Source organism: Paenibacillus algorifonticola (assembly GCF_050481745.1).
In the GTDB taxonomy this organism is placed as follows: domain Bacteria; phylum Bacillota; class Bacilli; order Paenibacillales; family Paenibacillaceae; genus Pristimantibacillus; species Pristimantibacillus algorifonticola_A.
This window is the reverse complement of the sequence record NZ_JBCNGR010000008.1, coordinates 247,729-272,327: the sequence shown is the minus strand read 5'-3', so window position 1 is coordinate 272,327 and position 24,599 is coordinate 247,729. Positions and strand designations below refer to the sequence as shown.

Annotated in this window: 20 protein-coding genes; 19 read left to right on the top strand and 1 reads right to left on the bottom strand. The window is 51.3% G+C overall.

The window, feature by feature from the left end; all coding sequences use genetic code 11:
* Positions 1-30 precede the first annotated feature (30 nt).
* From prmA to ABEW34_RS08745, 5 genes are all read left to right on the top strand, one after another.
* Positions 31-1,029, top strand: coding sequence for a 50S ribosomal protein L11 methyltransferase (gene prmA / locus ABEW34_RS08765; protein WP_430157170.1), 999 nt, complete (start codon positions 31-33; stop codon positions 1,027-1,029).
* Positions 1,026-1,700: a site-2 protease family protein gene (locus ABEW34_RS08760; RefSeq protein ID WP_430157167.1), complete on the top strand. Its 675-nt coding sequence runs from the start codon at positions 1,026-1,028 to the stop codon at positions 1,698-1,700. Before prmA ends, ABEW34_RS08760 begins: the two co-directional genes overlap by 4 nt.
* A 104-nt stretch (positions 1,701-1,804) precedes the next feature.
* Positions 1,805-2,584, top strand: a complete 780-nt coding sequence (locus ABEW34_RS08755) for an RsmE family RNA methyltransferase (protein ID WP_430158525.1) — start codon at positions 1,805-1,807, stop codon at positions 2,582-2,584.
* 4 nt (positions 2,585-2,588) lie between these two features.
* Complete coding sequence (mtaB, locus tag ABEW34_RS08750; RefSeq protein WP_430157164.1) at positions 2,589-4,019, top strand: tRNA (N(6)-L-threonylcarbamoyladenosine(37)-C(2))-methylthiotransferase MtaB; 1,431 nt, start codon at positions 2,589-2,591, stop codon at positions 4,017-4,019.
* Between the two features lie 110 nt (positions 4,020-4,129).
* Positions 4,130-4,561 carry an NUDIX hydrolase gene (locus tag ABEW34_RS08745; RefSeq protein WP_056029360.1) on the top strand — a complete coding sequence of 144 codons (432 nt, stop codon included), beginning with the start codon at positions 4,130-4,132 and terminating at the stop codon, positions 4,559-4,561.
* A gap of 23 nt (positions 4,562-4,584) precedes the next feature.
* Here ABEW34_RS08745 and ABEW34_RS08740 read toward each other — a convergent pair whose 3' ends face one another.
* On the bottom strand, positions 4,585-5,559 hold the full coding sequence (locus tag ABEW34_RS08740) for a Na/Pi cotransporter family protein (RefSeq protein WP_430157161.1): 975 nt from the start codon (positions 5,557-5,559) through the stop codon (positions 4,585-4,587).
* 101 nt (positions 5,560-5,660) lie between these two features.
* On the opposite strand from ABEW34_RS08740, the gene ABEW34_RS08735 reads away from it, so the two are divergent.
* The 14 genes from ABEW34_RS08735 (at position 5,661) to yqfD (ending at position 24,594) form a co-directional block, all read left to right on the top strand.
* A complete protein-coding gene (locus ABEW34_RS08735) occupies positions 5,661-7,040 on the top strand; it encodes a class I SAM-dependent rRNA methyltransferase (RefSeq protein WP_430157159.1) in 1,380 nt (459 codons plus the stop codon).
* A 156-nt stretch (positions 7,041-7,196) separates the two neighbouring features.
* On the top strand, positions 7,197-10,772 hold the full coding sequence (gene addB / locus ABEW34_RS08730) for a helicase-exonuclease AddAB subunit AddB (protein ID WP_430157157.1): 3,576 nt from the start codon (positions 7,197-7,199) through the stop codon (positions 10,770-10,772).
* Positions 10,747-14,739 (top strand): helicase-exonuclease AddAB subunit AddA, encoded by a 3,993-nt coding sequence (gene addA, locus ABEW34_RS08725; RefSeq protein ID WP_430157155.1) that lies wholly within the window; start codon positions 10,747-10,749, stop codon positions 14,737-14,739. Before addB ends, addA begins: the two co-directional genes overlap by 26 nt.
* Before the next feature lie 84 nt (positions 14,740-14,823).
* Complete coding sequence (locus ABEW34_RS08720; RefSeq protein ID WP_430157154.1) at positions 14,824-15,441, top strand: hypothetical protein; 618 nt, start codon at positions 14,824-14,826, stop codon at positions 15,439-15,441.
* A gap of 129 nt (positions 15,442-15,570) precedes the next feature.
* Entirely contained in the window at positions 15,571-15,915 is a 345-nt protein-coding gene (locus ABEW34_RS08715; protein ID WP_430157152.1) for a histidine triad nucleotide-binding protein, read from the top strand.
* A gap of 42 nt (positions 15,916-15,957) precedes the next feature.
* Positions 15,958-16,887 (top strand): polysaccharide deacetylase family protein, encoded by a 930-nt coding sequence (locus ABEW34_RS08710; RefSeq protein WP_430157150.1) that lies wholly within the window; start codon positions 15,958-15,960, stop codon positions 16,885-16,887.
* Between the two features lie 143 nt (positions 16,888-17,030).
* The gene (locus ABEW34_RS08705; RefSeq protein ID WP_430157148.1) at positions 17,031-18,965 is read left to right on the top strand and encodes an FAD-dependent oxidoreductase; all 1,935 of its coding nucleotides are present in this window, start codon (positions 17,031-17,033) and stop codon (positions 18,963-18,965) included.
* Positions 18,966-19,065: 100 nt separating this feature from the next.
* A complete protein-coding gene (rpsU, locus tag ABEW34_RS08700) occupies positions 19,066-19,239 on the top strand; it encodes a 30S ribosomal protein S21 (protein ID WP_046230300.1) in 174 nt (57 codons plus the stop codon).
* A gap of 15 nt (positions 19,240-19,254) precedes the next feature.
* The gene (locus tag ABEW34_RS08695; protein ID WP_046229920.1) at positions 19,255-19,698 is read left to right on the top strand and encodes a GatB/YqeY domain-containing protein; all 444 of its coding nucleotides are present in this window, start codon (positions 19,255-19,257) and stop codon (positions 19,696-19,698) included.
* 213 nt (positions 19,699-19,911) lie between these two features.
* Complete coding sequence (locus ABEW34_RS08690) at positions 19,912-21,303, top strand: NfeD family protein (RefSeq protein WP_430157145.1); 1,392 nt, start codon at positions 19,912-19,914, stop codon at positions 21,301-21,303.
* A gap of 42 nt (positions 21,304-21,345) precedes the next feature.
* A complete protein-coding gene (floA, locus tag ABEW34_RS08685; RefSeq protein ID WP_056029336.1) occupies positions 21,346-22,338 on the top strand; it encodes a flotillin-like protein FloA in 993 nt (330 codons plus the stop codon).
* Positions 22,339-22,393: 55 nt separating this feature from the next.
* Positions 22,394-22,936, top strand: a complete 543-nt coding sequence (locus ABEW34_RS08680; protein ID WP_430157141.1) for a hypothetical protein — start codon at positions 22,394-22,396, stop codon at positions 22,934-22,936.
* 173 nt (positions 22,937-23,109) lie between these two features.
* Positions 23,110-23,388 carry a sporulation protein YqfC gene (gene yqfC, locus ABEW34_RS08675; RefSeq protein WP_046229917.1) on the top strand — a complete coding sequence of 93 codons (279 nt, stop codon included), beginning with the start codon at positions 23,110-23,112 and terminating at the stop codon, positions 23,386-23,388.
* 12 nt (positions 23,389-23,400) lie between these two features.
* Positions 23,401-24,594, top strand: a complete 1,194-nt coding sequence (yqfD, locus tag ABEW34_RS08670) for a sporulation protein YqfD (RefSeq protein ID WP_430157139.1) — start codon at positions 23,401-23,403, stop codon at positions 24,592-24,594.
* Positions 24,595-24,599: the final 5 nt, after the last annotated feature.

Genomic DNA, 24,599 nt, shown 5'->3' with positions numbered 1-24,599 from the left:
TAGTTTTTCACACTGGAGGCGTAGAAGCAAATGAAATGGCATGAACTTACAATCTCGACGACGGAGCAAGCGATTGAGATGATTTCTAACTTTTTGCATGAACGGGATGCGGACGGGGTTTCCATTGAAGAATCCGGCACGCTGAACAAAGAGCGGGATACGTCCCTCGGCCAGTGGTATGAAACGCCGCTGAATGATATTCCGGAAGGACAAGCCGTTATAAAGGGGTATTTTTCGGAAGGAACAGATATCGCCGCTTTGAAAGCAGAGCTGGTAGCGCCGATCGAGCAGCTGCGCGAATTCGGCATTGATCCAGGCGATTATGAAATGACTTCACAAATGGTAGATGAAGAGGATTGGGCGACGGCATGGAAGCAGTATTTCAAGCCGCTTAAAGTATCGGATACACTCACGATCAAACCGACGTGGGAAGAGTACGAAGCTGCGCCGAATGAGAAAATTATTGAGCTTGACCCTGGTATGGCTTTTGGGACAGGTACACATCCGACAACGTCCCTCTGCCTGCAGACGCTGGAATCCGTCATTAAAGGCGGCGAGGAAATCATTGACGTTGGTACAGGCTCTGGCATTTTGGCGATTGGGGCTTGCAGACTGGGTGCCAGCCGTGTGCTTGCACTTGATCTGGATCCAATTGCCGTCTCGAGTGCGACGGAAAATGTACGCCTGAATGGGCTTGAGCAGCAAGTCGAAGTTAAGCTCAGCGATCTGCTTGGCGTATTAGGAGGCAAAGGCGCGCGCGGATCTGTGGGCTCTAATGAATCCACGACTGTTACAGTGCCAGTCGATCTGGTCGTTGCAAATATTTTAGCGGAAATTATTTTGCTGTTTATTGATGAGGTGTATCAGGCGCTGAAACCGGGCGGGCTGTATATTTCCTCCGGTATTTATAAAAACAAGGAAGAGCTTGTGGAGCAAGGGCTTGTGAAAGCCGGCTTTATCGTGGAAGAAACACGCCGCAATGAAGATTGGGTTGTATTCGTTGCACGCAAGCCGCAGGTAACAGAATGAATATGGATGGGTGGTTTGCTTATCCGACCGCAGAATTGCCTTTTGCTGTGCTTGTGCTTATTATTGCTTTCACCGTTCACGAGTTTGCGCATGCTTACACGGCGTACAAGTTCGGTGACAATACGGCCTATGATGCAGGCAGGGTAACGCTGAATCCGCGCGTTCATTTGGATGTGCTGGGGATGATTTTGATTTTGCTTGCAGGCTTCGGCTGGGCCAAGCCTGTACCGGTAAACCAAAATCGCTTTAAGCATCCGCGCTTAATGGGCGTTATTGTGACGGCGGCAGGTCCGCTCAGCAACTTTGTGCTCGGGCTGCTTGGCATTATTCTTTATTATGTCAGCATCAAGACAGGACTGTACCATATGGGCTCCATTGGCGTACAGGACGCTTTACAAGTCTTTTTCTCTTATTTCATATCGCTTAACTTTTTGCTGTTTATTTTCAATCTGATTCCATTGCCGCCGCTTGACGGCTACCGGATCATCCAAAATCTCGTACCGCTTAAAGTCGGCTATAAAATGGAGCAGAACATGCAATGGGGCATTATTATTTTCCTGCTGCTATTGTTCATTCCACCGCTTCGCGCGGTGACCATTAGCCCGATTCTTAACTTTTCGCAGGAATTGGCCGCCTATTTTATGAACCTGATCGGTGGACTGTTTATTTAACCGCCAAAGGACGGAGGGCAGCCGTTTCACCTTGGGTGACACGGTTTGGTCATGGATTTTCGACATGAAAACATGCTATTATGAAGGATGGTTATGTAGACGATATGCAGCGGTATTTTATAGCGAAAGAGCAGTTTGAAGATAATGAAGTCCGCTTGCTCGGCGAGGATGCTTTCCACGCTGTGCGCGTCATGCGGATGAAGGCAGGCGATATGTTTATAGCAAGCGACGGCGAGCAGCGGGTCGTGCTTGCTTCTGTGCGGGAAGCGGCGTCCACCGAGATTGTAGCGGATATTTCAGAAGAGCTTCCCCAAAATAGCGAGCCGAGCTGGTCGGTTACGATTGCCCAAGCCTTGCCGAAAGGCGACAAGATGGAGCTGGTCATCCAGAAGGGCACCGAAATTGGCGCTTATTCGTTTGTCCCGTTCCAGTCGGAGCGCATGATTGTGCAATATGACGGCAAGAAGGAAGTAAAGCGCCTGGAGCGCTGGGGCAAAATCGCCAAGGAAGCGGCGGAGCAGTCGCATCGCTGCCGCGTACCGGCTGTAGAGCCGGTGCGGAGCTGGCGCGAGCTGGTCAAATCGATCGCTTCCTATGATTTAGTTTTGTTTTGTTACGAACGCGAAGGCGATGCAGCGGAAGGCGTGGGTATTAGGCAGGCGCTGAATAGCTGGAGCTCTAACAGGGGAAGCGATGCTTCCGCTCCGAGCGTATTGCTAATGGTAGGGCCGGAGGGCGGCTTTACCGAGCGTGAAGCAGATGAGGCAGAAGCAGCAGGAGCCATTATTGTCGGCCTCGGCAAAAGGATATTGCGGACGGAAACCGCAGGTATCGTCGGATTGACATGCTTGCTGTATGAAGCCGGAGAAATGGGAGGAGTATAACAACATGCCATCGGTTGCATTTTATACATTAGGCTGCAAAGTGAATTTTTACGACACAGAAGCGATTTGGCAGCTATTCAAAAATGAAGGCTACGAGCAGGTCGATTTTGAAGCGACCGCCGATGTTTATTTAATCAACACCTGTACGGTGACCAATACAGGCGACAAGAAGAGCCGCCAAATCATTCGCCGCGCGGTGCGCCGCAATCCGGATGCCGTTATAGCGGTAACAGGGTGCTACGCACAGACGTCCCCAGCCGAAATTATGGCGATTCCTGGCGTCGATCTCGTTATCGGTACGCAGGACCGCGAGAAAATCATGACCTTTGTCGATCAAATTCATGCGGACCGCCAGCCAGTCAATGCTGTTCGCAACATTATGAAGACGCGCGAGTTTGAGGAGCTGGATGTGCCGGATTTTGCCGAGCGCACGCGGGCGTTTCTGAAAATTCAGGAGGGCTGCAACAACTTCTGCACCTTCTGCATTATTCCATGGTCGCGCGGCTTGTCCCGCAGCCGGGAGGCGCATAGCGTTGTTGAGCAGGCGAAGCAGCTGGTTACGGCAGGCTACAAGGAAATCGTGCTTACGGGCATTCACACAGGCGGCTATGGCGACGATTTGGATAACTACCGTCTGAGCGACCTGCTCTGGGATCTGGATCATATCGAAGGCCTCGAGCGGATCCGCATCAGCTCGATCGAAGCAAGCCAGATCGATGAGGCGATGATTGATGTGCTGAATCGGTCCACGAAAATGTGCCGCCATCTCCATATTCCACTGCAGGCCGGCGAAAACTCCGTGCTGAAGCGGATGCGCCGCAAATATACGACCGAGGAATTCGCGGCGAAAATCAAGCGTATCCGCGAGGTTATGCCGGGCGTAGCTATTACAACGGATGTCATCGTTGGTTTCCCTGGCGAAACGGACGAAATGTTCGAGGAAGGCTTCCGCTTTATGGAGGAGCTGGGCTTCTCGGAAATGCACGTATTCCCTTACTCCAAACGGACGGGTACACCAGCAGCGCGCATGGAGGATCAAGTGGATGAAGAATTGAAGAACGAACGCGTCCATAAGCTGATCGACTTGTCTGAGCGCATGCAGCTTGCTTATGCAGAGAAGTATGTAGGCGCTGTGCTTGATATTATTCCAGAGCGCGACTACAAGGGAGCTCCAGGAACGGGACTTGTTATGGGTTACTCCGACAACTACATTCAAGTGGTATTCAACGGCTCCGAGGACTTAATCGGCAAGCTGTGCCGCGTTAAGGTAACGGAAGCTGGTGTCAATGAATGCCGAGGCCAGCTTGTGCGAGTGCTGGAAGGCGAAGCGCAGGCGCTTCGCGGCTCCGAAACTCACAGCTTTGTGTTGGAGCTGGATGATGTTCAAGATCAGCAGGCGGCCGTTCATACAAAAGCGGAAGCATTAAGAGCATAACAAAAGGCCAAATAATAGTCGGGAATTTCGGCCGCTGGCTTCACTTGGAGGAAGCGGCTGGAATTTTCACTATTGCGATATGATGTCAATCAGGCAAGGGGGAAACAGGTGTGAAGGAAATATCAGCAGGAGGCGTCGTCTACCGCCGCACGGAGGAAGGCAAGCTGCAAATTCAGCTTATTCAGGATCGTTATGGCAAAGTATCGCTTCCCAAAGGCAAGATGGAGGCAGGCGAAACCGTTGAGCAGACCGCATTGCGGGAAATTGCTGAGGAAACGGGGCTTCAGGGCAATATCATAGCACCTATTGACCAAATTAAATATCAGTACCAGCACGATACCTATGGTACGGTCGATAAAGAGGTTCACTATTACCTGGTTGAAGCCATCGGCGGCGATTTGCAAGCTCAAGTAGAAGAAATTCGCGGAGTGGATTGGTTCGAGCCGCTTGATGCATGGAGACGACAGAAGCAATCCGGCTATGACAACAATAATCGGATCGTCTCCGGTGCATTAGAGCTGCTGGGCATACCATTTACATAGTTTTATGGTGTAGCATTGGAAGGTTAATCTTGGCGAGGCATCCGTCGCAGCGCTGGCAAATAGCAGAGCGGCAGGGCAAGCAGCGAGCTGAAAATATTAAACAGCGTTTGCGCATGGGCAATTTGCGCCGCTGGGGCTGCGGTAAGCCAAGCTGATAGTCCAGCGAGCAGGCCGACAAACGGCATAAAGAGCAGTGCGCCGCCGACATTCAGCGTTATATGGGCGAGCGCAACGAATTGTCCCGCGCGCGATCCGCTAATTGAGGCGAGCAGCGCAGTGATGCAGGTGCCGATGTTTGCGCCTAGCACAACGGCAATGCCAACCTCTAGTGGCATAGCACCGATTGCCGCAAAACCCATTATAATGGCAATGACAGCCGTGCTGCTATGCACGGCTGCGGTTAGCACTGCGCCGGCGGCCAGCCCCCACCAGAGGCTGTCCGCCGTTTTGCTCATAAACCAGTCAAACATGGCGCTTTGCTGAATGTCCGGGCCAACGCTTTGCATCATCGCCATGCCAGCGAGCAATATGCCGAAGCCGAGCGTGGCGATGGAAGCGGAGCGAATCGTGTTTAGCCAGCCGCCAGTCCGCAAGGCGGGGATAAGCTGCAGCTCGCCAAGCAGCGCGGTCAGCAGCCAGGCAGAGACTGAGAGAATAAGCAGGGGCATTGTAAGACGCTCAAGGCTCAGCCCAAGCAGCTCCGTCGTCAGGCAGGTGCCGATGTTGGTGCCAAGAATGATGCCGAGCGTTCGCGGAAAGGTGAGCAGTCCGGCATTGACGAGACCTATAGAGATGACGGTTACGGCTGTGCTGCTCTGAAGAAAAGCAGTAGAGATGGCGCCAGCCGCCAGTCCGTGAATGGGCGTAGCGGTAAACCGCTGCAAAATACGATTCAATTGCGTCCCGGCAAGGCGATGCAGTGCCAGCTCCATCAGCTTCATGCCGCTTAAGAACAAGGCAAAGCCGATTGCAATCGGCAAAATAATAGAATGAAGCATGGGCTGAATCTCCTTTTTTATAAACGAGTGACAGGTGTACCCATACATATGCAGCAAACAAGACATGCATGACAAGCATGAGAGAGGTTGATTTTTCCATTATGACGAGAGCAAGGATAGCGCTGCAGCGCGGGCGCAAAAAACGTTTGGAGCAGGGCCACCCATGGGTATATGCAAGCGAGATTGAGAAAATGGAAGGCACCGCGCAGCCGGGCGGCTTGGTTGATGTAGTCAGCCATCAGGGACGTTATCTGGCGACGGGCTATTGGAATCCGAAATCGCAAATTACGGTGCGCATTATTTCGTACAAGCCGCTGGAGGTGATGGATGCTGCTTTTTTCCATGAGCGTTTCCGGCAGGCGAAGGAGCATCGCAGCCGTTTCGTATCGGATCAGGATTGCAGGCTCGTATACGGAGAAGCTGATTTCCTGCCAGGGCTGACCGTTGATCGCTTTAATGATGTGCTGGTTATCCAATTGCTGACACTTGGCATGGATATTCACCGTGCTGCGATCATTGAAGCGCTTATCGAGGTGTTTGAGCCGCGCGGCATTTATGAGCGCAGTGATGTCGGTGTCAGACAGCTGGAGGGCTTAGAGAAGCGTACAGGCGTGCTATATGGGGAATGTCCGGCCATACTCGAGATCGAAGAAAATGGGCTAAAGCTTGAGGTTGATATAGTCGAAGGCCAAAAGACGGGCTATTTCTATGACCAGCGTGAAAATCGCGCTTCCATCGCTCCGCTGATGAAGGGCTGGGGCCACCGCAGCGGCATTAAACTGATGCCAAAGCCTGCTGAAGCGGGCAGTGCGAGTGCAGGGACAGCAAGCGGTCTCGTTCCAGTCAATGCAAATGGCAAAGAGGTGACCTTCCCCTACTGGGACGGTGCGACGGTGCTGGAATGCTTTGCTCATACGGGCAGCTTTACCTTGCATGCCTGCAAATACGGAGCAAAGAAAGTGACCTGTCTGGACATTTCCGAGCATGCGATTGATACGGCGCGCCGCAATGTGGAGCGAAACGGCTTTACCGATCGCGTGCAATTCGTCGTAACCGATGCTTTTGATTACTTGAGACTGCAAACGAAGGGGCTGGAGGAGCGTCTGGAGCGCAGCCGCGCAGGCACGGATACGTCCAAGCCAATTAGCGGAGGCGGTCAGACATGGGACGTTGTCATTTTGGACCCTCCAGCGTTCGCCAAAACAAAAAATGCGGTAGCAGGCGCTGTCCGCGGCTATAAAGATATTAACTTGCATGGCATGAAGCTGGTAAATGAAGGCGGCTATCTGGTAACGGCGAGTTGCTCGTATCATATGCGTCCTGATTTGTTTCTCGAGACGATCCAGGAGGCCGCTGCTGATGCTGGCAAGCTGCTCCGGCTTGTGGAATGGCGGGCGGCAGGCAAGGATCATCCGCAGCTGCTTGGCGTAACAGAAGGGCATTACTTGAAATTTGCCATCTTTGAGGTGCGCAGCAAATAACGAAAAACCTCTTGAACGGCGAGTATGCTTTTTACTCGTTCAAGAGGTTTTTTTGCCAAATATTTAAGAACGTATGTTTGAAGGGCTCGTGAAAAGTCGCTGCGGGTATGGTAGTATGGTTGATAAAAGACAGGTTACGGAAGGGAGGGCTGCAGGATGCCGCTTCAATTAGTGCTGGGCCGCTCGGGAGCGGGAAAGACGACATATTGCCTGGATGCAATTCGCGGCAGGCTGAGCGCAGACCCGGATGGGCCTCCGCTTATTTTGCTCGTGCCGGAGCAGGCGACTTTCCAGTCCGAATACACGCTGCTTCGAGGCAGTGGATTGCAGGGAATGATTCGGGCGCAAGTGCTGAGCCTTCGCAGGCTTGCTCTTCGCGTTATGCAGGAAACTGGGGGAACCGCGCTCATTCCAATCGGCGATGAAGGCAAAAACATGCTGCTGTACAAAATTGTGCAGCGTCTGGGCGACCAATTGGAGCTGTTCGAGCATGGTGCTGGAAAGCCTGGTTTCATTGAGCGTCTGGGCGAGCTGTTGACGGAATGGAAGCGTTATGGCATTAATCCGGCGATGATTGCTGAGCGCAGAGAAGAGGCCGCTTCTGCTTTACAGGACTCGGCGCTGCTGAAGCGCAAGCTGCATGACTTGCAGCTAGTATACGAAAAGCTGGAGGCGGAGTTAGCCGGGCTGTATGTCGATTCGGAGGATTATTTGGTTCATCTGTCAACGGGGCTGTCGCAATTTTCAACGATTCGGGACACCGAAATTTGGATTGACGGCTTTAATGGCTTTACGCCAAAAGAATATGCCGCGCTTAGCTCGCTTATAAGCATGGCGAAGAAAGTGACGATTACGCTTAAGCTGAATCGAGCCTATACGGCTGGAGAACGGCCAGGCGAGCTGGATTTGTTTCATCCTACAGCAGATGCTTATGTGAAGCTGAGGGAGCTTGCGGAGGGATTAGGGGTTGAATTGGCGGAGCCTATTATGCTCGGCGGTACTGGAAATGCTGCTGCCGAAGCGCTGGGCAGGTTTAGCAGCAGCCCGATGCTGGCTCATTTGGAGCGCCATTACGGAGGGCGGACACAAATGGCGCTTCCTAATCCGGCTATGCTCGATGCAACCAGCCCGTTATGCGGCTTATCGCTGCATGCAGCAGCAAATCGGCGAACCGAGGTGGAGCTGCTGGCGCGCGATATGCTGCGCAGAGTCAGGGAAGATGGCCTAAGCTGGCGCGATATGACGGTTATGGTGCGCAATGCGGGAGATTACAGCGACTATATCGAAGCTGTATTCCAAGAATACAGCATCCCCTATTTCCTTGATCAGAGGCATACGACCGTCCATCATCCGCTCGTCGAGTTCATTCGCTCGGCGCTTGAGACGGTGCTGCATAATTGGAGCTATGAGGCGGTGTTCCGCTGCATTAAGACTGAGCTGCTGTTTCCGCTTGATGGAAGCATTCCCCGCGACCAATTTGATTGGCTGGAAAACTTCGTCTTGGCTGCGGGCATTGATGGCTGGAAGTGGCTGGATGAAAAAAGATGGCGTCCATTCATCATCGAGTCGCTGGAGGAAGAGCAGGATGCAGCGGCCAATGCGCCATCGCTGCGTGCAAAGGCAGAGTTCGAGGCGGTCATGGCCGCGCGCGGCGTGATCGTTCCACCTTTGCAGCAGTTTGGCAAAGAGCTGGAGAAGGCTTCAAATGTCACAATGATGTGTGAGGCGCTATATCGCTTGCTTGAGCATACAGGGGCTGCGGAGCGGTTGGAGCGCTGGAGCCGCGAGGATAGCGAAGCTGGCCGAGTGCAGCGTTCACGCGGTCATCGCCAGCTGTGGGATGGAGTTATGAATCTGCTTGACCAATTAGTAGAGCTGGTTGGGAATGAACCGCTGCCTCCCGATATTTTCGTTGGCATGCTTGAGACGGGTCTGGAAAGCCTCAAACTAGGTGCGATACCGCCCGCTCTCGATCAAGTGCTGGTGGGCAGCATGGACCGTACGCGTTCCAGTCAGGTACAGATCTGTTACGTGCTGGGAGCCAATGATGGCGTCATGCCGATGCGTTTTCAAGAGGATGGCATGCTGACGGATCAGGAGCGGGAGCGGCTGGCTGAAGAAGGCTTGGTCATGGCGCCGGGCCTCAAGCGAAGGCTGCTGGATGAGCGTTTTCTGATTTATAGTGCGCTCACAACGCCGAGCCGCCATTTGTGGATAAGCTGGTCGGAGGCTGATGAAGAGGGGAAAAGCCTGCTGCCATCGGAAATTATTAGGCAGGTGAGGCAGCTGTTTCACGGTTTGCCAATACAGCAAGTGCAGGCGGAGCCTACGCAGACTATGTCTTTAAAGGAGCAAAGGGAATATATTCAGCATCCAGAACGGGCCTTGTCGTATTTAATAACGGAGCTGCGAGCTTGGAAGCAAGGAAGCGAGATTGCTCCTTTTTGGTGGGAGCTTTACAATTGGTTTGCGGTGCGCCCAGAATGGCAAACGAAGCTGTCGCTGCTTACAAAATCCCTTGGTTATGTGAATCAGGAGGAGCTGTTGACCGCTGATACGGCACAGCAGCTTTATGGCGTTCGCTTGAGAGCAAGCGTATCGAGAATGGAGCGTTTCGTGTCGTGCCCTTTTCAGCATTTTGCGATTCACGGACTGAAGCTGCGCGAGCGTAAAATGCACCGGCTGGAGGCGCCGGATGTGGGACAGCTGTTCCACGCTGCGCTCAGCCGTTTGGCTGGAGAAGGCGGGCTTGGCCACGCCTTCGGCTCGGCTTCCGAGCGTGAGATCCGCGAGGCGGCAGTTCATACGGTGGACGAGCTCGCACCTAGGCTGCAATCGCAAATTTTGCTGAGCAGCGGCCGCTATCGCTACATTGCCCGCAAGCTTAAGGAAATTGTAGCGCAGGCGGCCATTATGCTGAGCGAGCATGCACGCCGGGCCGCGTTCCAGCCCGTTGGGCTGGAGGTTGATTTTGGGCCGGAAGGCACACTGCCGCCGCTTATTATTCCCTTGCAGGATGGACGTTCCATGGAAATAATCGGGCGAATCGACCGGGTTGATGCTGCGGATACAGAGCAGGGGCTGCTTTTGCGCGTGCTGGATTACAAGTCTAGCGTGACCCAGTTGCGCCTGGAGGAAGTGGCCTTTGGCCTTTCCCTGCAAATGCTGACGTATTTGGACGTATTGGTGACGCATTCTCCCGGCTGGCTTGGAAAGCAGGCATCGCCTGCGGGTGTGCTTTATTTTCACGTCCATAATCCGCTGCTGGCGCTTTCTAATCAAATGAACGAAGCGAAAATCAAAGCAGAGCTGCGCAAACGCTTTAAGCTAAGAGGACTTGTTACGGCAGAAGCCGAGGCGGTGCGCCTTATGGATGATCAGCTGGAAACGGGACATTCCGAGCTATTGCCTGTAGCGCTCAAGAAGGATGGGGCGTTCTACAGCAGCTCCTCCGTCGTGACGGACAAGCAGTGGGACATTTTGCGGGATTCTGTCCGGAGGACCATTAGCGGAATTGGCTCGGAAATCAGCTGTGGCAAAGTATCGATTGAGCCCTACAAGCTGGGAACAAAAATTCCGTGCCAATATTGTGATTATAAGGCGGTTTGCCAGTTCGATCCGCTGTTTGACGGCAATGAGTATGTGCGGCTTCGCAAGCCTTCAACGGAAGAGCTATGGCAGCGGCTGGAGAAAGGAGAAAGCATCGATGACGGACATGGCAAAGGTCATTAAACCGGAAGGCAGCACTTGGACCGATGAGCAGTGGAGCGCCATTGTAACGGAAGGCTCCAACATTCTTGTAGCTGCTGCTGCCGGCTCTGGCAAGACGGCAGTGCTGGTGGAGCGCATTATTCGCAAAATTTCATCCTCGACCGATGTGGACCGCCTGCTCGTTGCCACTTTTACGAAGGCGGCAGCTGCGGAAATGAAGGAGCGGATTCGCATTGCTCTGGAGAAGGAGTTGGATCGCCAGCCTGACTCTGAGCATTTGCGTCGCCAGCTCGCGCTTATGAACAGGTCGTCGATCACGACGCTGCATTCTTTTTGTCTCGATGTCATTCGCCGTTATTATCCGCTGATTGGGCTTGATCCCGGCTTTCGCATCGCTAATGAAACGGAGAGCGAGCTGCTGCGGATGGAGGTGCTGGATCAGCTCTTCGAGGAGAAATATGACGAGGCGGATGCCGACTCTAGGGCTGGTGGCGCTTTTCTCGCGCTCGCTGACCGTCTGGGGGGAGAACGCGGGGATGAGCCGCTGTACAAACTCGTACAGGACCTGTATGCTTTTGCGCAAAGCCATCCATGGCCTGAAGCTTGGCTGCGCGAGACGTCCGAAAGCTTTAATTTGCAAAATGCAGCCGAGCTTCAGCACAGCAGCTGGGTTGCCAGCTTGCGAGCTGATGTGGAGCTGGCTCTCGCCGGAGCGGAAGCGCTGCTTCGAAAGGCGCTTGATTTAACGCGCGAGCCTGCGGGGCCGGCGCCTTATGCCGTCAATTTCGAGGACGATCTGGCCCTTGTCCTTATGCTTAAAGCTGCTGTACAGGAGAGACCTTGGGAGCAGTGGTTCGAGCCGTTTCATACGGTGGAATTTGGAAAATTGAAGGCTATGCGCGGCGACGAATACGATAAATCGCTGCAGGAGCAGGCGAAAGATTTGCGAGACAGTGCCAAGAAGCTGCTGGGCACGCTAGCCGAAGAGCTGTTCGGCCGTACGCCTGAGCAGTTTTTGGAGGAGCTGCAGGAGCTGGCTCCATTAATGGCGGCACTGAGCGAGCTCATTATTGATTTTGGGCAAAGGTATGAAGCAGCGAAACGGGAGAAGGGGCTGCTTGATTTTGGCGATCTGGAGCATTATTGCTTGCGGATATTGCGTACGGAGGACTCTTCCGTGAAGCAGACGCTGCCTTCGCCCGCGGCGCTGGAATACCAGAACCAATTTGATGAAATTTTGCTTGATGAATATCAGGACATGAATATGGTGCAGGAGGCGATTGTAACGCTGATCTCAAGGCCGGGAGCGGGGAACCGTTTCATGGTTGGTGATGTGAAGCAAAGCATTTACCGCTTTCGGCTCGCGGAGCCCAATCTATTCATGCACAAGTATAAAAGCTATGCCGTACAGGCTGTTCTGCCCGGAACGGATGGAGCGGATAGAGACGCTGCGGCATTTGCACATACAAGCACTGAAGCAGCTTCTTCCGCTGGCCATTCAGCAGGCTTGCGCATTGATCTGGCGCGCAACTTCCGCAGCCGTCAGGAGGTAGTTGACGGCGTAAATAATGTATTTCGCGGCATTATGCGGGAATCCGTAGCCGAAATGGATTATGATCAGCGCGCGGAGCTGGTTTGCGGCGCTTCTTTCCCGGCAGCAGAGGAAGCAGGGGAATTTGAAGTAGAATTGGTCGTCATTGATAAGGCAGGCTCCGTCATGGCGGAGGATAAAGCGCAGCCAGAGGATGAGGAAGAAGGGCTAGATGCGGCTGAGTCGGCGGAGGATTTGCAGACGGCGCAGCTGGAAGGGCGGCTGATTGCCCAGAAAATTCAGTCGCTTATGGAGAGCGGCTACCGCATTTACGATGGAAAAAGCAAACGGACCCGTCCGTTGGAATGGCGGGATATCGTTATTTTGCTGCGCGCGACATCGCAATGGGCGCCAATTATTATCGAGGAGCTGCAGGCAGATGGCGTACCTGCCTATGCTGAGCTCAGCAGCGGCTATTTTGATGCCATAGAAGTGCAGACTGTATTGTCGCTGCTTCGAGTCATTGACAATCCTTATCAGGATATTCCGCTCGCGGGCACGCTGCGCTCCCCTATTTTTGGCTTGGATGCCGAGGAGCTGGCGCTTATTAGGATTGAAAAATCCGGCGTCAGTTATTTTGAAGCGCTGCTGGCCGCGGAAGGCAGTTTAACGCTTCCAGAGTCATTGCGCCAGAAGCTGACCTACTTTCTCGCGCAGCTTGAGCGCTGGCGCAGTGATGCCAGACAGGGAGCGTTGGCCGACCTCATTTGGCGTATTTACCGTGAGACTGGTTATTATGATTTTGCTGGCGGTCTCCCTGGCGGCACACAGCGTCAAGCGAATTTACGCGCTCTATATGACCGCGCTCGCGGTTACGAGGCGACCTCCTTCCGGGGCCTGTTCCGGTTTTTGCGTTTCGTAGAGCGAATGCGCGATAGCGGAGGGGACCTAGGCACGGCAAGGGCGCTTGGCGAGCAGGAAAATGTCGTCCGCATTATGTCGATCCATAAAAGCAAAGGGCTGGAGTTTCCCGTCGTGTTCACGGCAGGTCTTGGCAAGTCGTTTAACCAGCAGGATTTGCGCAGCGCCTTTCTTCGACATAAGCAGCTCGGTTTTGGCCCGCGATTTGTGGATCCACAGCGGCGCGTCAGCTATCCAACTCTGCCATTTCTAGCGATTCGCCGCAGGCTGCGCATGGAAATGCTGGCCGAGGAAATGCGAATATTATATGTGGCTCTCACCCGCCCGAAGGAAAAAATGTTTTTGGTCGGCACGGTGGCAGACGCGGCAAAGAAGCTGCAGGGCTGGCTGGCAGCTGTTGACGCAAGCGGTCGAATACCTGATTTTAAGCTGGCTGCGGCATCGACTTTTTTGGATTGGCTTGGCCCGCTGGCCGCAACAAGCTTTGAGCAGCAGGAAACAGAACAAATCGCTCAGCTTTCCGGCATGAAAAGGCTGGAATGGCGATCGGGCTTCGTTGCAGCTGCGATATTCAGCATTGAAGCAGCGGCAGCGCTTCAGCAAGATGCTGGCCACGAAGAGAGAGAACTGCGGCTGCAAGGCGTTCTTTCGCTGGCCCAGCTTGAGCTGCAGCCTGAGGAGCAGGATAGTGAGCTGCGCGAACGATTGGATTTTCATTATTCTCATCAAGCTGCAACTCTTTTGCCTGCCAAAACGTCTGTAACTGAAATTAAACGTCTTCACGGCGAAGCTTTTGCTGATCGCGAAGCCGCTCCTTTGTTTGACACTGGAGACTCAGCGGACAATGATATAGACGCAAGCGGCAGTCATTCATCGTCCGAACGACTAGATTTCCCGGAAGAGCCGGATAACTTGGGTGAGCAAGGTGAAGGGAATAATAGCAATGACCTGCAGCCGGCGCCCGGAGGCTCATTTCGATTGCGCCGTCCGCGGTTTATGGAGCAGACTTCACTCACAGCGGCAGAGAAAGGCTCTGTCAATCACCTGGTCATGCAGCATTTACCGCTTAAGGGAACTGTCGATGAGCACGTCGTTATGCAGACTACCCAGGGCATGATTGAACGCAAGCTGTTAACACCGCGCCAGGCGGAAGCCATCGACAGCATGAATATTGCTGCTTTTTTCGCAAGTCCTCTCGGCTTGCGGCTGCTGGCAGCAGATGAGGTCAAGCGCGAGGTGCCATTCAGCTGTATGCTGCCTGCCTCGCGCGTGCATCCTTTCGTTGCTGAAGATGCAAAGGATGAACAGATTTTAATTCAAGGCGTTATGGATTGCGTGTTCGAGGACCAACATGGACTGGTGCTGGTCGATTATAAAACGGACCGGATCCTCAATCAGCAATGGGAGCGTGCAGCAGAGCGCCATCGTTTTCAGCTGGAGCTTTATGCGGAGGCGCTCGAAGCCGTTTTGCTGCGCCAGGTAGCAGAATGCTATGTGTTCTTTTTCGATGGCGGTCAGTCGGTGCGACTTCGTTGAAGCTGGAACAGCACCTTAAAGGCGAAGTGGCAGCTATAGCAGTAGTTATTAAGTAAGGCGATTTAATTTTAGGGGGAAGAAAGCGTGTCCGTAGAGCAACAACCGCCGAAGAAAAAGCCGATTGCGTTGGCAATCACAATTGTGCTGCTGGTGTGCAGCCTTAATGGAAATATGTTTTTATATTCGCAATATTTATCGAACGTTCAAGAGAAAAAATATGAGACGGGCCAGCGAGTTGCTTCGGACGCTATCGGTGCCGCTGCATTTTATAATGCGATATTGCCTGAGCTGGAGAAGCTTGGGGCATCAGCGGAGCTTTTGGGACGAAATGAGGCCAAATTCAATGCTGGTGCGGCTTTCCGAAATGTGGATCATGTGCTGGATTTTCTGAAAGAAGCGCATCAGTATAACGGCACGGAGTTTGCTGCAGGCAAGCTGGAAGCTTATTTTAACGCGGTGCAGCAGTCGCTGGCCAAGGCAGGCAGCCATGAAGGCGCTCTAACGGCAGCCGAGCAGGATTACCTTACGAAGCTTAAGCAGGCATTCAGCAAGCAGTTGGAAGCTGTAACGGCTTTTAATGCAGATGCATTAGAAAGCAGAAGCTTATCGATTCAAATCGGCAATGGCTATAACAATTGGCTGGAAATTGCGGATAAGCTGGAGCAGGCGATTGACGACCACACAGACGTTGAGCTGCGATAGCTGCGAGTTGCCAAAAACCAATGCCCATCTATGTATTATCCTTTAGGAAGATGGATGGGATTGGACGAGCTTTGCTCATTCCGTTATGATGGAAGAAGGGTGTATAACATAATTTAGGGGGAGTTTTGAATGGATTGCATTTTTTGTAAAATTGTCGAAGGTACATTGCCATCAACTAAGGTGTATGAGTCGGATACAGTAGTTGCCTTTCAAGATATTAAACCGGAAGCGCCCGTACATATTTTAATCATTCCTAAAAAACATATCGCCACGATGAATGAAGTGACTGCAGATGACGATACTATCATGGCAGAGCTGTTCACAGCCGCACGTCAAATTGCGATCGAGCAGGGCATTGCCGAATCGGGCTACCGTTTAATTAATAATGTGAATAGCGATGGTGGCCAAGTGGTATACCATTTGCATTTCCATTTGCTCGGCGGAGAGAAGCTTGGTGCCTTGAATGCGAAATAGCGCAAGCCAAACGTGCATTAAACGTTTTTGAAAGGAGCTTGCATGGTTCGTTACAGAAAGTATATTGCTGCTGGTTTGTTTTCCTTCGTCCTGCTTATCGCTGCTTATGCTACGGCAGTAGCCCATCCGGGGACGGTTGTTACGAAAAAAATCTGTACCTCATGGGAAATAGCTAAAAATAAAGCTTTTATTATGACGCATAAGCAGGCTATTAAGCCGTTGGCCGATTCAAAACCTCTGGCGCTTTCAGGCAATGCTGAGCGGGTACCAGTGCTGATGTATCATTACATTACACCGAAGGCTGACAATAGCGAGCCAGACAATCATTCCATTATTGATTTGGAATCGTTTGAGCAGGGAATGGAATATTTGCACACGAACGGTTATAAGACAGCGACGATGGAGCAATTGGAGAAATACATTAATGGCGAAGGCGTCCTGCCTGACAAATCGGTCGTCATTACCTTTGATGACGGTTATCAAAACAATATCATTTATGCGTATCCGATTTTGAAAAAATACGGCTTTCACGCTACGATGTTTGTCGTAGGCAGCCATATTCAACAGAAGACGGCGACATTTAATCCGAAAAAATCGAGCTTTCTTTCCAATGACGAAATGAAAGCGTCGAGCGACGTATTTGAATATCACAGCCACACCTTTGATTTGCACAAAAAAGAGACGGCGCTTTGCGGCATTGCTTATTCATCGCTTGCTGACACCAGCTTGATTACGAGCGATAGTCACAAAATAAAAGTGCTGGGCATCGACTCGCCATATTTTGCTTACCCTTACGGCGAGATGAATACACAGATTATTTATCATTTGCGTGAAAATGGTTACCGGATGGCGTTTTCCGTTCGCAACGGTTTCGCTCAGCCGGGCACACCGCCGATGAAGATTCCAAGGCTGACCGTTATTTCTTCGACGGATATGCACACGCTGCTTCATCCCGAATCCAGCTTGAATTGATGCAGCCAGGTGCAGCATCCGCATGATACGCAGGCTCCTAATGAGAAGTGGGGGCCTGTTCTTTTTTCAATCAATTGAATCTATTAATCTAGCAATGAAAGCTTTGCTGCTTGGCGGCATTCATAATTCGGAGGTTATTTTAGTTGTTGAAGACGAAATATAAGATGTTGACGATCGTTGCTCTCGCTTTTTTGATGCTGATCGGTTGCTATTATTTATATAAATTTAAAGTAGCTTCTATCGATCGTTTGTCCATTGACCGCGTTCAGGCCCCATTTACGGAGGTTGAATCGGTTGAAACCGTACAGTCGAACTATGATTTAATTGTTGTCGGCACAGATCCAGAAGGTATAATGGCTGCTGTGTCTGGAGCCAGGAATGGGCTCAAAGTACTGCTGCTTGAAGGCAGGGACCGCGATATTTTGGGCGGTTTAATGACGCTGGGCGGGCTGAATACGCTTGATTTGAATTATGCCCCGAATCAACCATGGTATTACCGCTATTTGCATAAGTCGAAGTTTTTGAATGAAGGATTATTTCAGGAATGGTTTGATCAGGTAGAGGGCAGTTCGGTTGATACGCATACGGCGGCCAATGTCTTTTACAAGATGGTTAAACAGGAGCAAAACATAGATTTGCTCATGCATGTGCAGAAGATGGAGCCGATTTTGCAGCAGTCCGGCGAGAATATGCAGCTAATGGGGCTGACCATTACTAAACCGGATGGCAAGGCCGAGAAGGTAGAGGCGAAAGTAGTCATTGATGCGACTCAGGATGCGGATATCGCTGCTGCTTCGGGTGTGCCTTTCTCCATTGGGCGCCAGGATATTGGCGAAGGCAAAGCGAAGATGGCGGCAACGCTCGTGTTTAGAATGGACAATGTGACGAACGAGGCTTGGCGGAATTTCAAAGGTCTGGAGGGCTTGGGCTTAGACAGCACGAGCATTTGGGGATTTGGCGACGCTAGAAAATATCCGCCGAGTGATCCGAACAAGGTGAAAATTCGCAGCCTTAATATTGGCAGAGAAAACAATGAGACGATGTTGTTTAATACGATGCAAATTTACGGAGTCGATCCGCTTGATCCAGAATCGGTGGCTCGAGGAATGGAAGTTGGCAAAAAAGAGTCTCCGCTCATCGTTGATTATTTAAAAAAGACGTACCCGGAGTTTGCCAATATGAACTACGCGGGTACTGCATCAGAGCTGTATATTAGAGAATCCCGTCATATATACGGCGAATACAGACTATCGCTTGCCGATGTGCTGGAAAACCGGGATAAATGGGATGCTATTGCTTATGGCTCCTACGATGTCGATATTCAAAGCATCAACTACAGCGATGTGGGTACAATTATGCTAAGTCCGATGCAATATGGCGTCCCATTCCGCAGCCTGGTGCCGCTCAAAGTTGATGGGCTGCTCGTTGTTGGACGCTCAGCCAGCTTTGATACGATCCCTCACGGCAGCGCAAGGGTCATTCCGCTTGGCATGGCGACGGCAGAAGCAGCAGGAGCGGCGGCAAGCCTTGCGATTAGCAACGACATGACGGTCAGGGAGCTGTCCCAATCGACGAAGCTTATCAGCAAGCTGCGCAAGAAGCTCGTTAAGCAGGGCATGGACTTGACGTATGAAAAGTTTGAACAGCCGGCTTACATGAAACACAAGGACTTCAAGGGCCTTGTGACAGCTGCGAGCATGTATATGACGTCTGGCAGCTATTCCAATGAGGCATGGGACCTTGATGGCACGATGAGCATAGGGCGCTATTTGAACAAGCTTAGAACGCTCAAAAAAGCGCATCCCGAGCAGTTCCCGGGTTTTCCTGACGGTGCAGTCAAGGATATGAAGGATTTATTGACGGGGCCATTGACATTGGAGCAGGCGGCCTATATGCTGGCACTGACGGCTGGACTCGATACGACGAGAGAAACGGCGCTTAAGGATCTCGTTTCCCGCGGCTGGATTAGCGAGGAAATCATTGGTCAAATGCTCAATGTAGAAGAGCTGACGAATGGGGATACTTACATGATGTTCTACGATATTTTGAAAAATGGATTTGGCATTGTTTACGAGTGAAATTAGTGAGTTGACACTGTATTTTGTTTTGACTTATAATGGAGTTTGATAAACCGTGTTTAATGCTCTGGACGGTCTGTTTCGGAGGGAGGGAAAACTTGTGTCTGAAACTAAGGTTAAGAAAAACGAAACCATTGACTCTGCACTTCGCCGCTTTAAACGTTCTATCGCTAAAGATGGCGTGTTGGCTGAGGTTAAGAAACGCAAACATTATGAAAAGCCGAGTGTAAAGCGTAAGAAGAAGTCCGAGGCTGCTCGTAAGAGAAAGTTTTAGGAGGCTCCTAGTATAATGAACCTGAGCGAAAGATTGAACGACGATATGAAGCAGGCCATGAGGAATCAGGACAAGTTCCGGCTTACAACCATTCGTATGATGCGTGCGTCAGCTAAAAACTTGGAAATTGATTTGAAGCGTCCTCTGGACGATAGTGAAATGCTTGATATCCTAAGTCGTGAGATCAAACAACGTAAAGATTCCCTCCAAGAATTTAGCAAAGCCGGCCGTGAGGACCTGGTAACAGGTCTTAACGCAGAAATTGAAATTATTAGTCAATACCTTCCCACGCAGCTGACCGAAGAAGAGATAAAAGCGATAGTAACGCAGACCATCCATGAACTCGGTGCTTCTTCCAAAGCCGAGATGGGGAAAGTCATGGGCGCCTTGTTGCCAAAAACGAAAGGGCGCGCTGACGGTAAACTAGTAAATCAGCTCGTACAACAATTTCTGCAATAACGATATGTTCGGACGAAAACATCCCTTCCAAGGGGTGTTTTTTGCTTTTTCATACTTTTTTTCATATGCGGATCACATAAAAAAGGGTCTCTGGCTTCTTGCCAAATAGGTCCGTTGTTTTCAGTTCGTGTAAGCTATTTAAGCTTATTTTGCAACGTTTCAGGGTAATCCTTCGTAATAACGAATATAATGGATATAAGGGAGGGTGGAAGGTTGAATATAAAAAAATGCCAAACCGCTTTTTGGGCGAAATTAGCTGTTTTTTCAGCGTTGGTGCTCGCCTTAGGCAGCGGCCTGCTGGTCGGTTTGCAGCCTGCAAAGGCTCAGCAGCTTGCCTCAGATGAAGCTGGAGGAGCGGTATACATTGTTCCAGTCAAACAGACAATCGAGAGTGGACTCAAATCATTTTTGGAGCGCGCTTACAAAGACGCGGCTGAGGCAAAGGCAGAACGTGTCGTTCTCGTTATTAACACGTTCGGCGGAGAAGTGACGAGCGCAGAGGAGATCGGGGAGGTCATCCGAAAAAGCGCCATTCCTACAACCGCGTATATTGAGGGAAAAGCGGTGTCGGCAGGTACTTACATCGCGCTTAATGCGCAAAATATTGTCATGGAGCCGGGAAGCACAATTGGCGCAGCTGCTGTCGTTGATGGCAGAGGGCAATTGATTGATAACCCGAAGATTGTCTCCTATTGGACGAAGACGATGATGGAGGCTGCAAAGCTGGGTGGCCGGGATGCGAATATTGCAGCTGCCATGGTTGATACGACAGTGGCGCTTAGCTTGCCGAAAGCAGGCATAGAGAAACCGGCTGGGGAAATATTGTCCCTATCCGCCGATGAGGCGCTGGCTAGCGGCTACGCTGAGCATATCGCAGCTTCTGTCGGGGAAGCTATTACATGGCTGAAGCTTGATCAGAAGCAGCTCATTTCGTTTGAGCCATCGCTCGCTGAGAAAGCTTCACGCTGGCTCGTTAATCCGTATGTGATGACTGTGCTGCTCATCCTTGGCATTGCGGGCATCGTCGTTGAGCTGCTGATGCCAGGCTTCGGTGTACCGGGCATACTGGGCATTATCGCTTTCAGCTTGTATTTCTTCGGTCATTATGTGGCTGGATTTGCAGGTATGGAGTCGATTGTTCTTTTCGTAATAGGCTTGGCTTTGCTCATTATCGAGGTATTTGTTCCAAGCTTCGGAATTTTAGGATTGCTAGGCGGCGCAGCACTTGTTGCTGGGGTAGTTACTGCGGCATCTGATCCGATGACAGCATTTATCTCGCTCGTCACGGCACTCGTAGTGGCCGTTCTTGTGATGTATTATATTTTCAGAAAATATAGGCATAGAGGAATTTGGAACAAATTCATTCTCCGCGATAAGCTGACGAAGGAAGAGGGTTATGTATCCGCGGATGAAAAGGACAGCCTGCTGGGACTTGTTGGGGTTACACTTACTCCGCTGAGACCAGCCGGAACGGTGCAAATCGGCGATCAGCGGATTGATGTCGTCACGTCAGGCGAGTTTATTTCGACTGGAGCAAGCATTGTCGTCATTAAGGCAGAAGGAACTTGGGTTGTTGTGAAAGAGACAGTAAAAAGCATAACATAAGCGCAATTCAGCGCTTCACTAAAGCAATGGAGGTATTCATTTATGGGTCTGGATCCGGTTGTTTCGATATTGATTATAGCGGTTATTGTTATTATTGCGTTGTCCGTCTTCCTGAGCTTTTTTCCAATTATGCTCTGGATTTCAGCATTAGCTTCGGGTGTTCGTATCGGTATTATTACGCTCGTTGCGATGCGCTTGCGCCGGGTTGTTCCGAGCCGGATTGTTAATCCGCTCATTAAAGCAACGAAAGCTGGCCTGGGGCTGAATATCAATCAGCTGGAAAGCCATTTTCTTGCAGGCGGTAACGTTGACCGCGTTGTCAATGCACTGATTGCGGCGCAGCGCGCCAATATCCCGCTCGTGTTCGAGCGTGCGGCTGCCATTGATCTTGCTGGCCGCGATGTGCTTCAAGCGGTGCAGATGAGCGTTAATCCACGTGTCATTGAAACACCAACTGTTGCAGCAGTAGCAAAAGATGGTATTGAGGTGAAAGTTAAAGCGCGTGTTACCGTACGTGCAAACATCGAGCGTCTAGTCGGTGGTGCGGGTGAAGAGACGATTATCGCCCGTGTCGGCGAAGGGATCGTTACGACGGTTGGTTCGGCAAATTCCCATAAAGACGTGCTTGAAAATCCGGATATGATTTCCCGTACGGTACTCGGAAAAGGTCTCGATGCCGGTACAGCTTTCGAAATCTTGTCCATTGATATTGCCGACGTAGACGTAGGTAAAAACATTGGTGCCCATCTCCAAACGGAGCAAGCGGAGGCTGACAAACGGATTGCTCAAGCGAAAGCTGAGGAACGCCGGGCAATGGCAGTTGCGCAGGAGCAGGAGATGAAAGCGCGCGTTATTGAAATGCGGGCGAAGGTCGTGGAATCCGAATCGCAAGTGCCAGTTGCTATGGCTGAAGCGCTCAAAAACGGAAAAATCGGCGTCATGGACTATTTGAACCTGAAAAACCTGGAGTCGGATACACAAATGCGTAATTCCATTGGCAAGAGCGACGCCCCAACCGAAAAAAATGACAATTAAAGATGGCAAATAAAGCAGGGGCGTAGCTGCTTACCCTGGAGGTGAATCTGAACCAGTGGAACAAGTATTAGAATTTATTACAAAAAATATTTATTTCGTCGTTATTGTCGGAGGCTTCCTCCTGTCGATTTTCAATCGGGTCAGTGCGAAAAAACGGACCCATCCGCGGATGCCGGACTTTAATGGTCAAAGCGCTGCGGATGCTGCTTACCCGCAGGAGGGGACAGAGGTGCAGCAGCATCAGTCTGGTCGATATACTCAGGAAGAGGCTTACCCGGAATGGGATGATAACGATGATTATGAGGAACGGTCGATTTCCTACCGCCAAGCGGAGGAGGAGGCTGAGCGTGAGAAGCAGCGCCACCTGTCAGAGCTCGCCAGAGCGCTTGAGAATAAGCAGAAGCAGCAAGCAGCTATAACGGCCTCACAGCAGCGCGAAGCCGCTGCAGGGCGCAGCAATCGGGCTAGCAGCGAGGCTGAGGTCGCTACTGGCACTCGTTTAGCGCCTTTGAGCGCGGAGGAGCTTCGCAAAGCGGTCATCTGGTCCGAAATATTGGGCCCGCCGAAATCGAAGCGTCCTTATGGCAAAGTCAGATAAGATAAGCTTTAATTTTGAATAGCGCGGCTTTCAAAAATCCATTAAGGATGGCTGAGGGCTGCGCTATTTTTCATAAAATCATCACCCGGCGCATAGCTTGATATAGTACGATAATGGGCCTTGTGTCATATTTAACGTCTGGCGAGCGTGATAAGGGGGACGATCCTTTACCTATGAACCGTTTAAAACGCAAACTTCGCAAAATGACAGCGGATATTCTGGATTTGCCCCAGGATGTCGTCTATGATCTTCCCCGGCTGACGATGATCGGCGATCGCCAGTTATATATTGAGAACCATCGCGGTGTTATTCATTTTTCCAGTGAGCAGCTTAGACTCGCACTCAGCAAGGGCGAGCTTGAAGTGACGGGCAGCTCGCTCGTTATTCGGACGATTTGGACAGAAGAGGTTTTTATCGAAGGTCAAATTACGGGCATAGCCTTGCGGGAGTAGGAGGGGAGCGGCTTGAAGCTGAAATGGTCGGACTGGGTAATCGGCGTCGTAACAGTAACTATCAGGGGCGGACAACCTGAGCAGCTTGTGAATCGGGCATTGGAAGGAGGGCTGCAGCTTGCGTCCATCGGTTGGACGGGCGATGGCAAGCTGCAGTTTGATGTATCGGTGAGCGGTTATTTTCGCTTGAAGCCTTTTTTAAAGGAGACAGGCTGTAGGGCACATGTCGTAAAGCGGCAAGGGATGCCGTTTTGGTTAGTAAGAGTGGAAAAACGAAAATTTTTCATCGCAGGCATTGCGTTATTTTTTATTGGCATCTATTTGCTTTCCTCGCTTATATGGTCGGTTGAAGTTAAGGGCAACGTGAAATTGACGGAGGAGGAAATTGTAGAGGCGGCGCGGCAGGAGGGGGTTTTCCCGCTCCAATGGTCGTTCCGCATGGCGGATACAGATATTATTTCAAAGAGGCTCGTCAACAAGCTGCCGAAAGCAACATGGATCGGTGTGGAGAAAAGAGGAACGAGAATCATCATTCAAGTCGTGGAAACGACCGAACCTGATCATCGCGAATTGGAAAATCCCCGCCATCTCATCGCTTCTGCTGATGCGGTCATTACGGAAATTTATACGGAACGCGGTCGCGCTGTCGTAAAGAAAAACGCGAAGGTCAGAAAAGGCCAAACGTTGATTTCAGGCACGCTGGGCGGCGGCGCTTACATGCGGTCGGTTGTGGCGAAGGGCTCTGTCCGCGGGCTAGTCTGGTATGAATTTAATATTGCTTCACCGATGTCTCAGCAGGTTAAAGTGTATACGGGGGAGAAGAAGGAGAAGTGGTATGTGGTCATTGGCGGAAGGGCGCTGCAGGTGAGCGGCTACGGCAAAAATCCGTACGAGCTATCGGAGACGATCGTGGAGGAGGACAAGGCGAACTTTAAAAGCATAAGCCTGCCCTTCGGACGGATGAAGCAGACGGTCATGGAAGTACATACGGAAGAGCAGAAACTGTCAGCAGATGAAGCGCGCGCGGGTGGAATTTTGCAGGCGAAAGCGAATGTAATGACAAAAGCGGGCAGCGATGCGGTCATCCGGGATGAAATTGTTTTGCATGAAAAGACGGAGAATGGTAAAGTTTATATGAAAGTTCTTTTTGAAGTAGAGCAATCGATTGTGAAAGAGATGCCACTAGTCCAGATGCAAGGAGATTGAGGTTG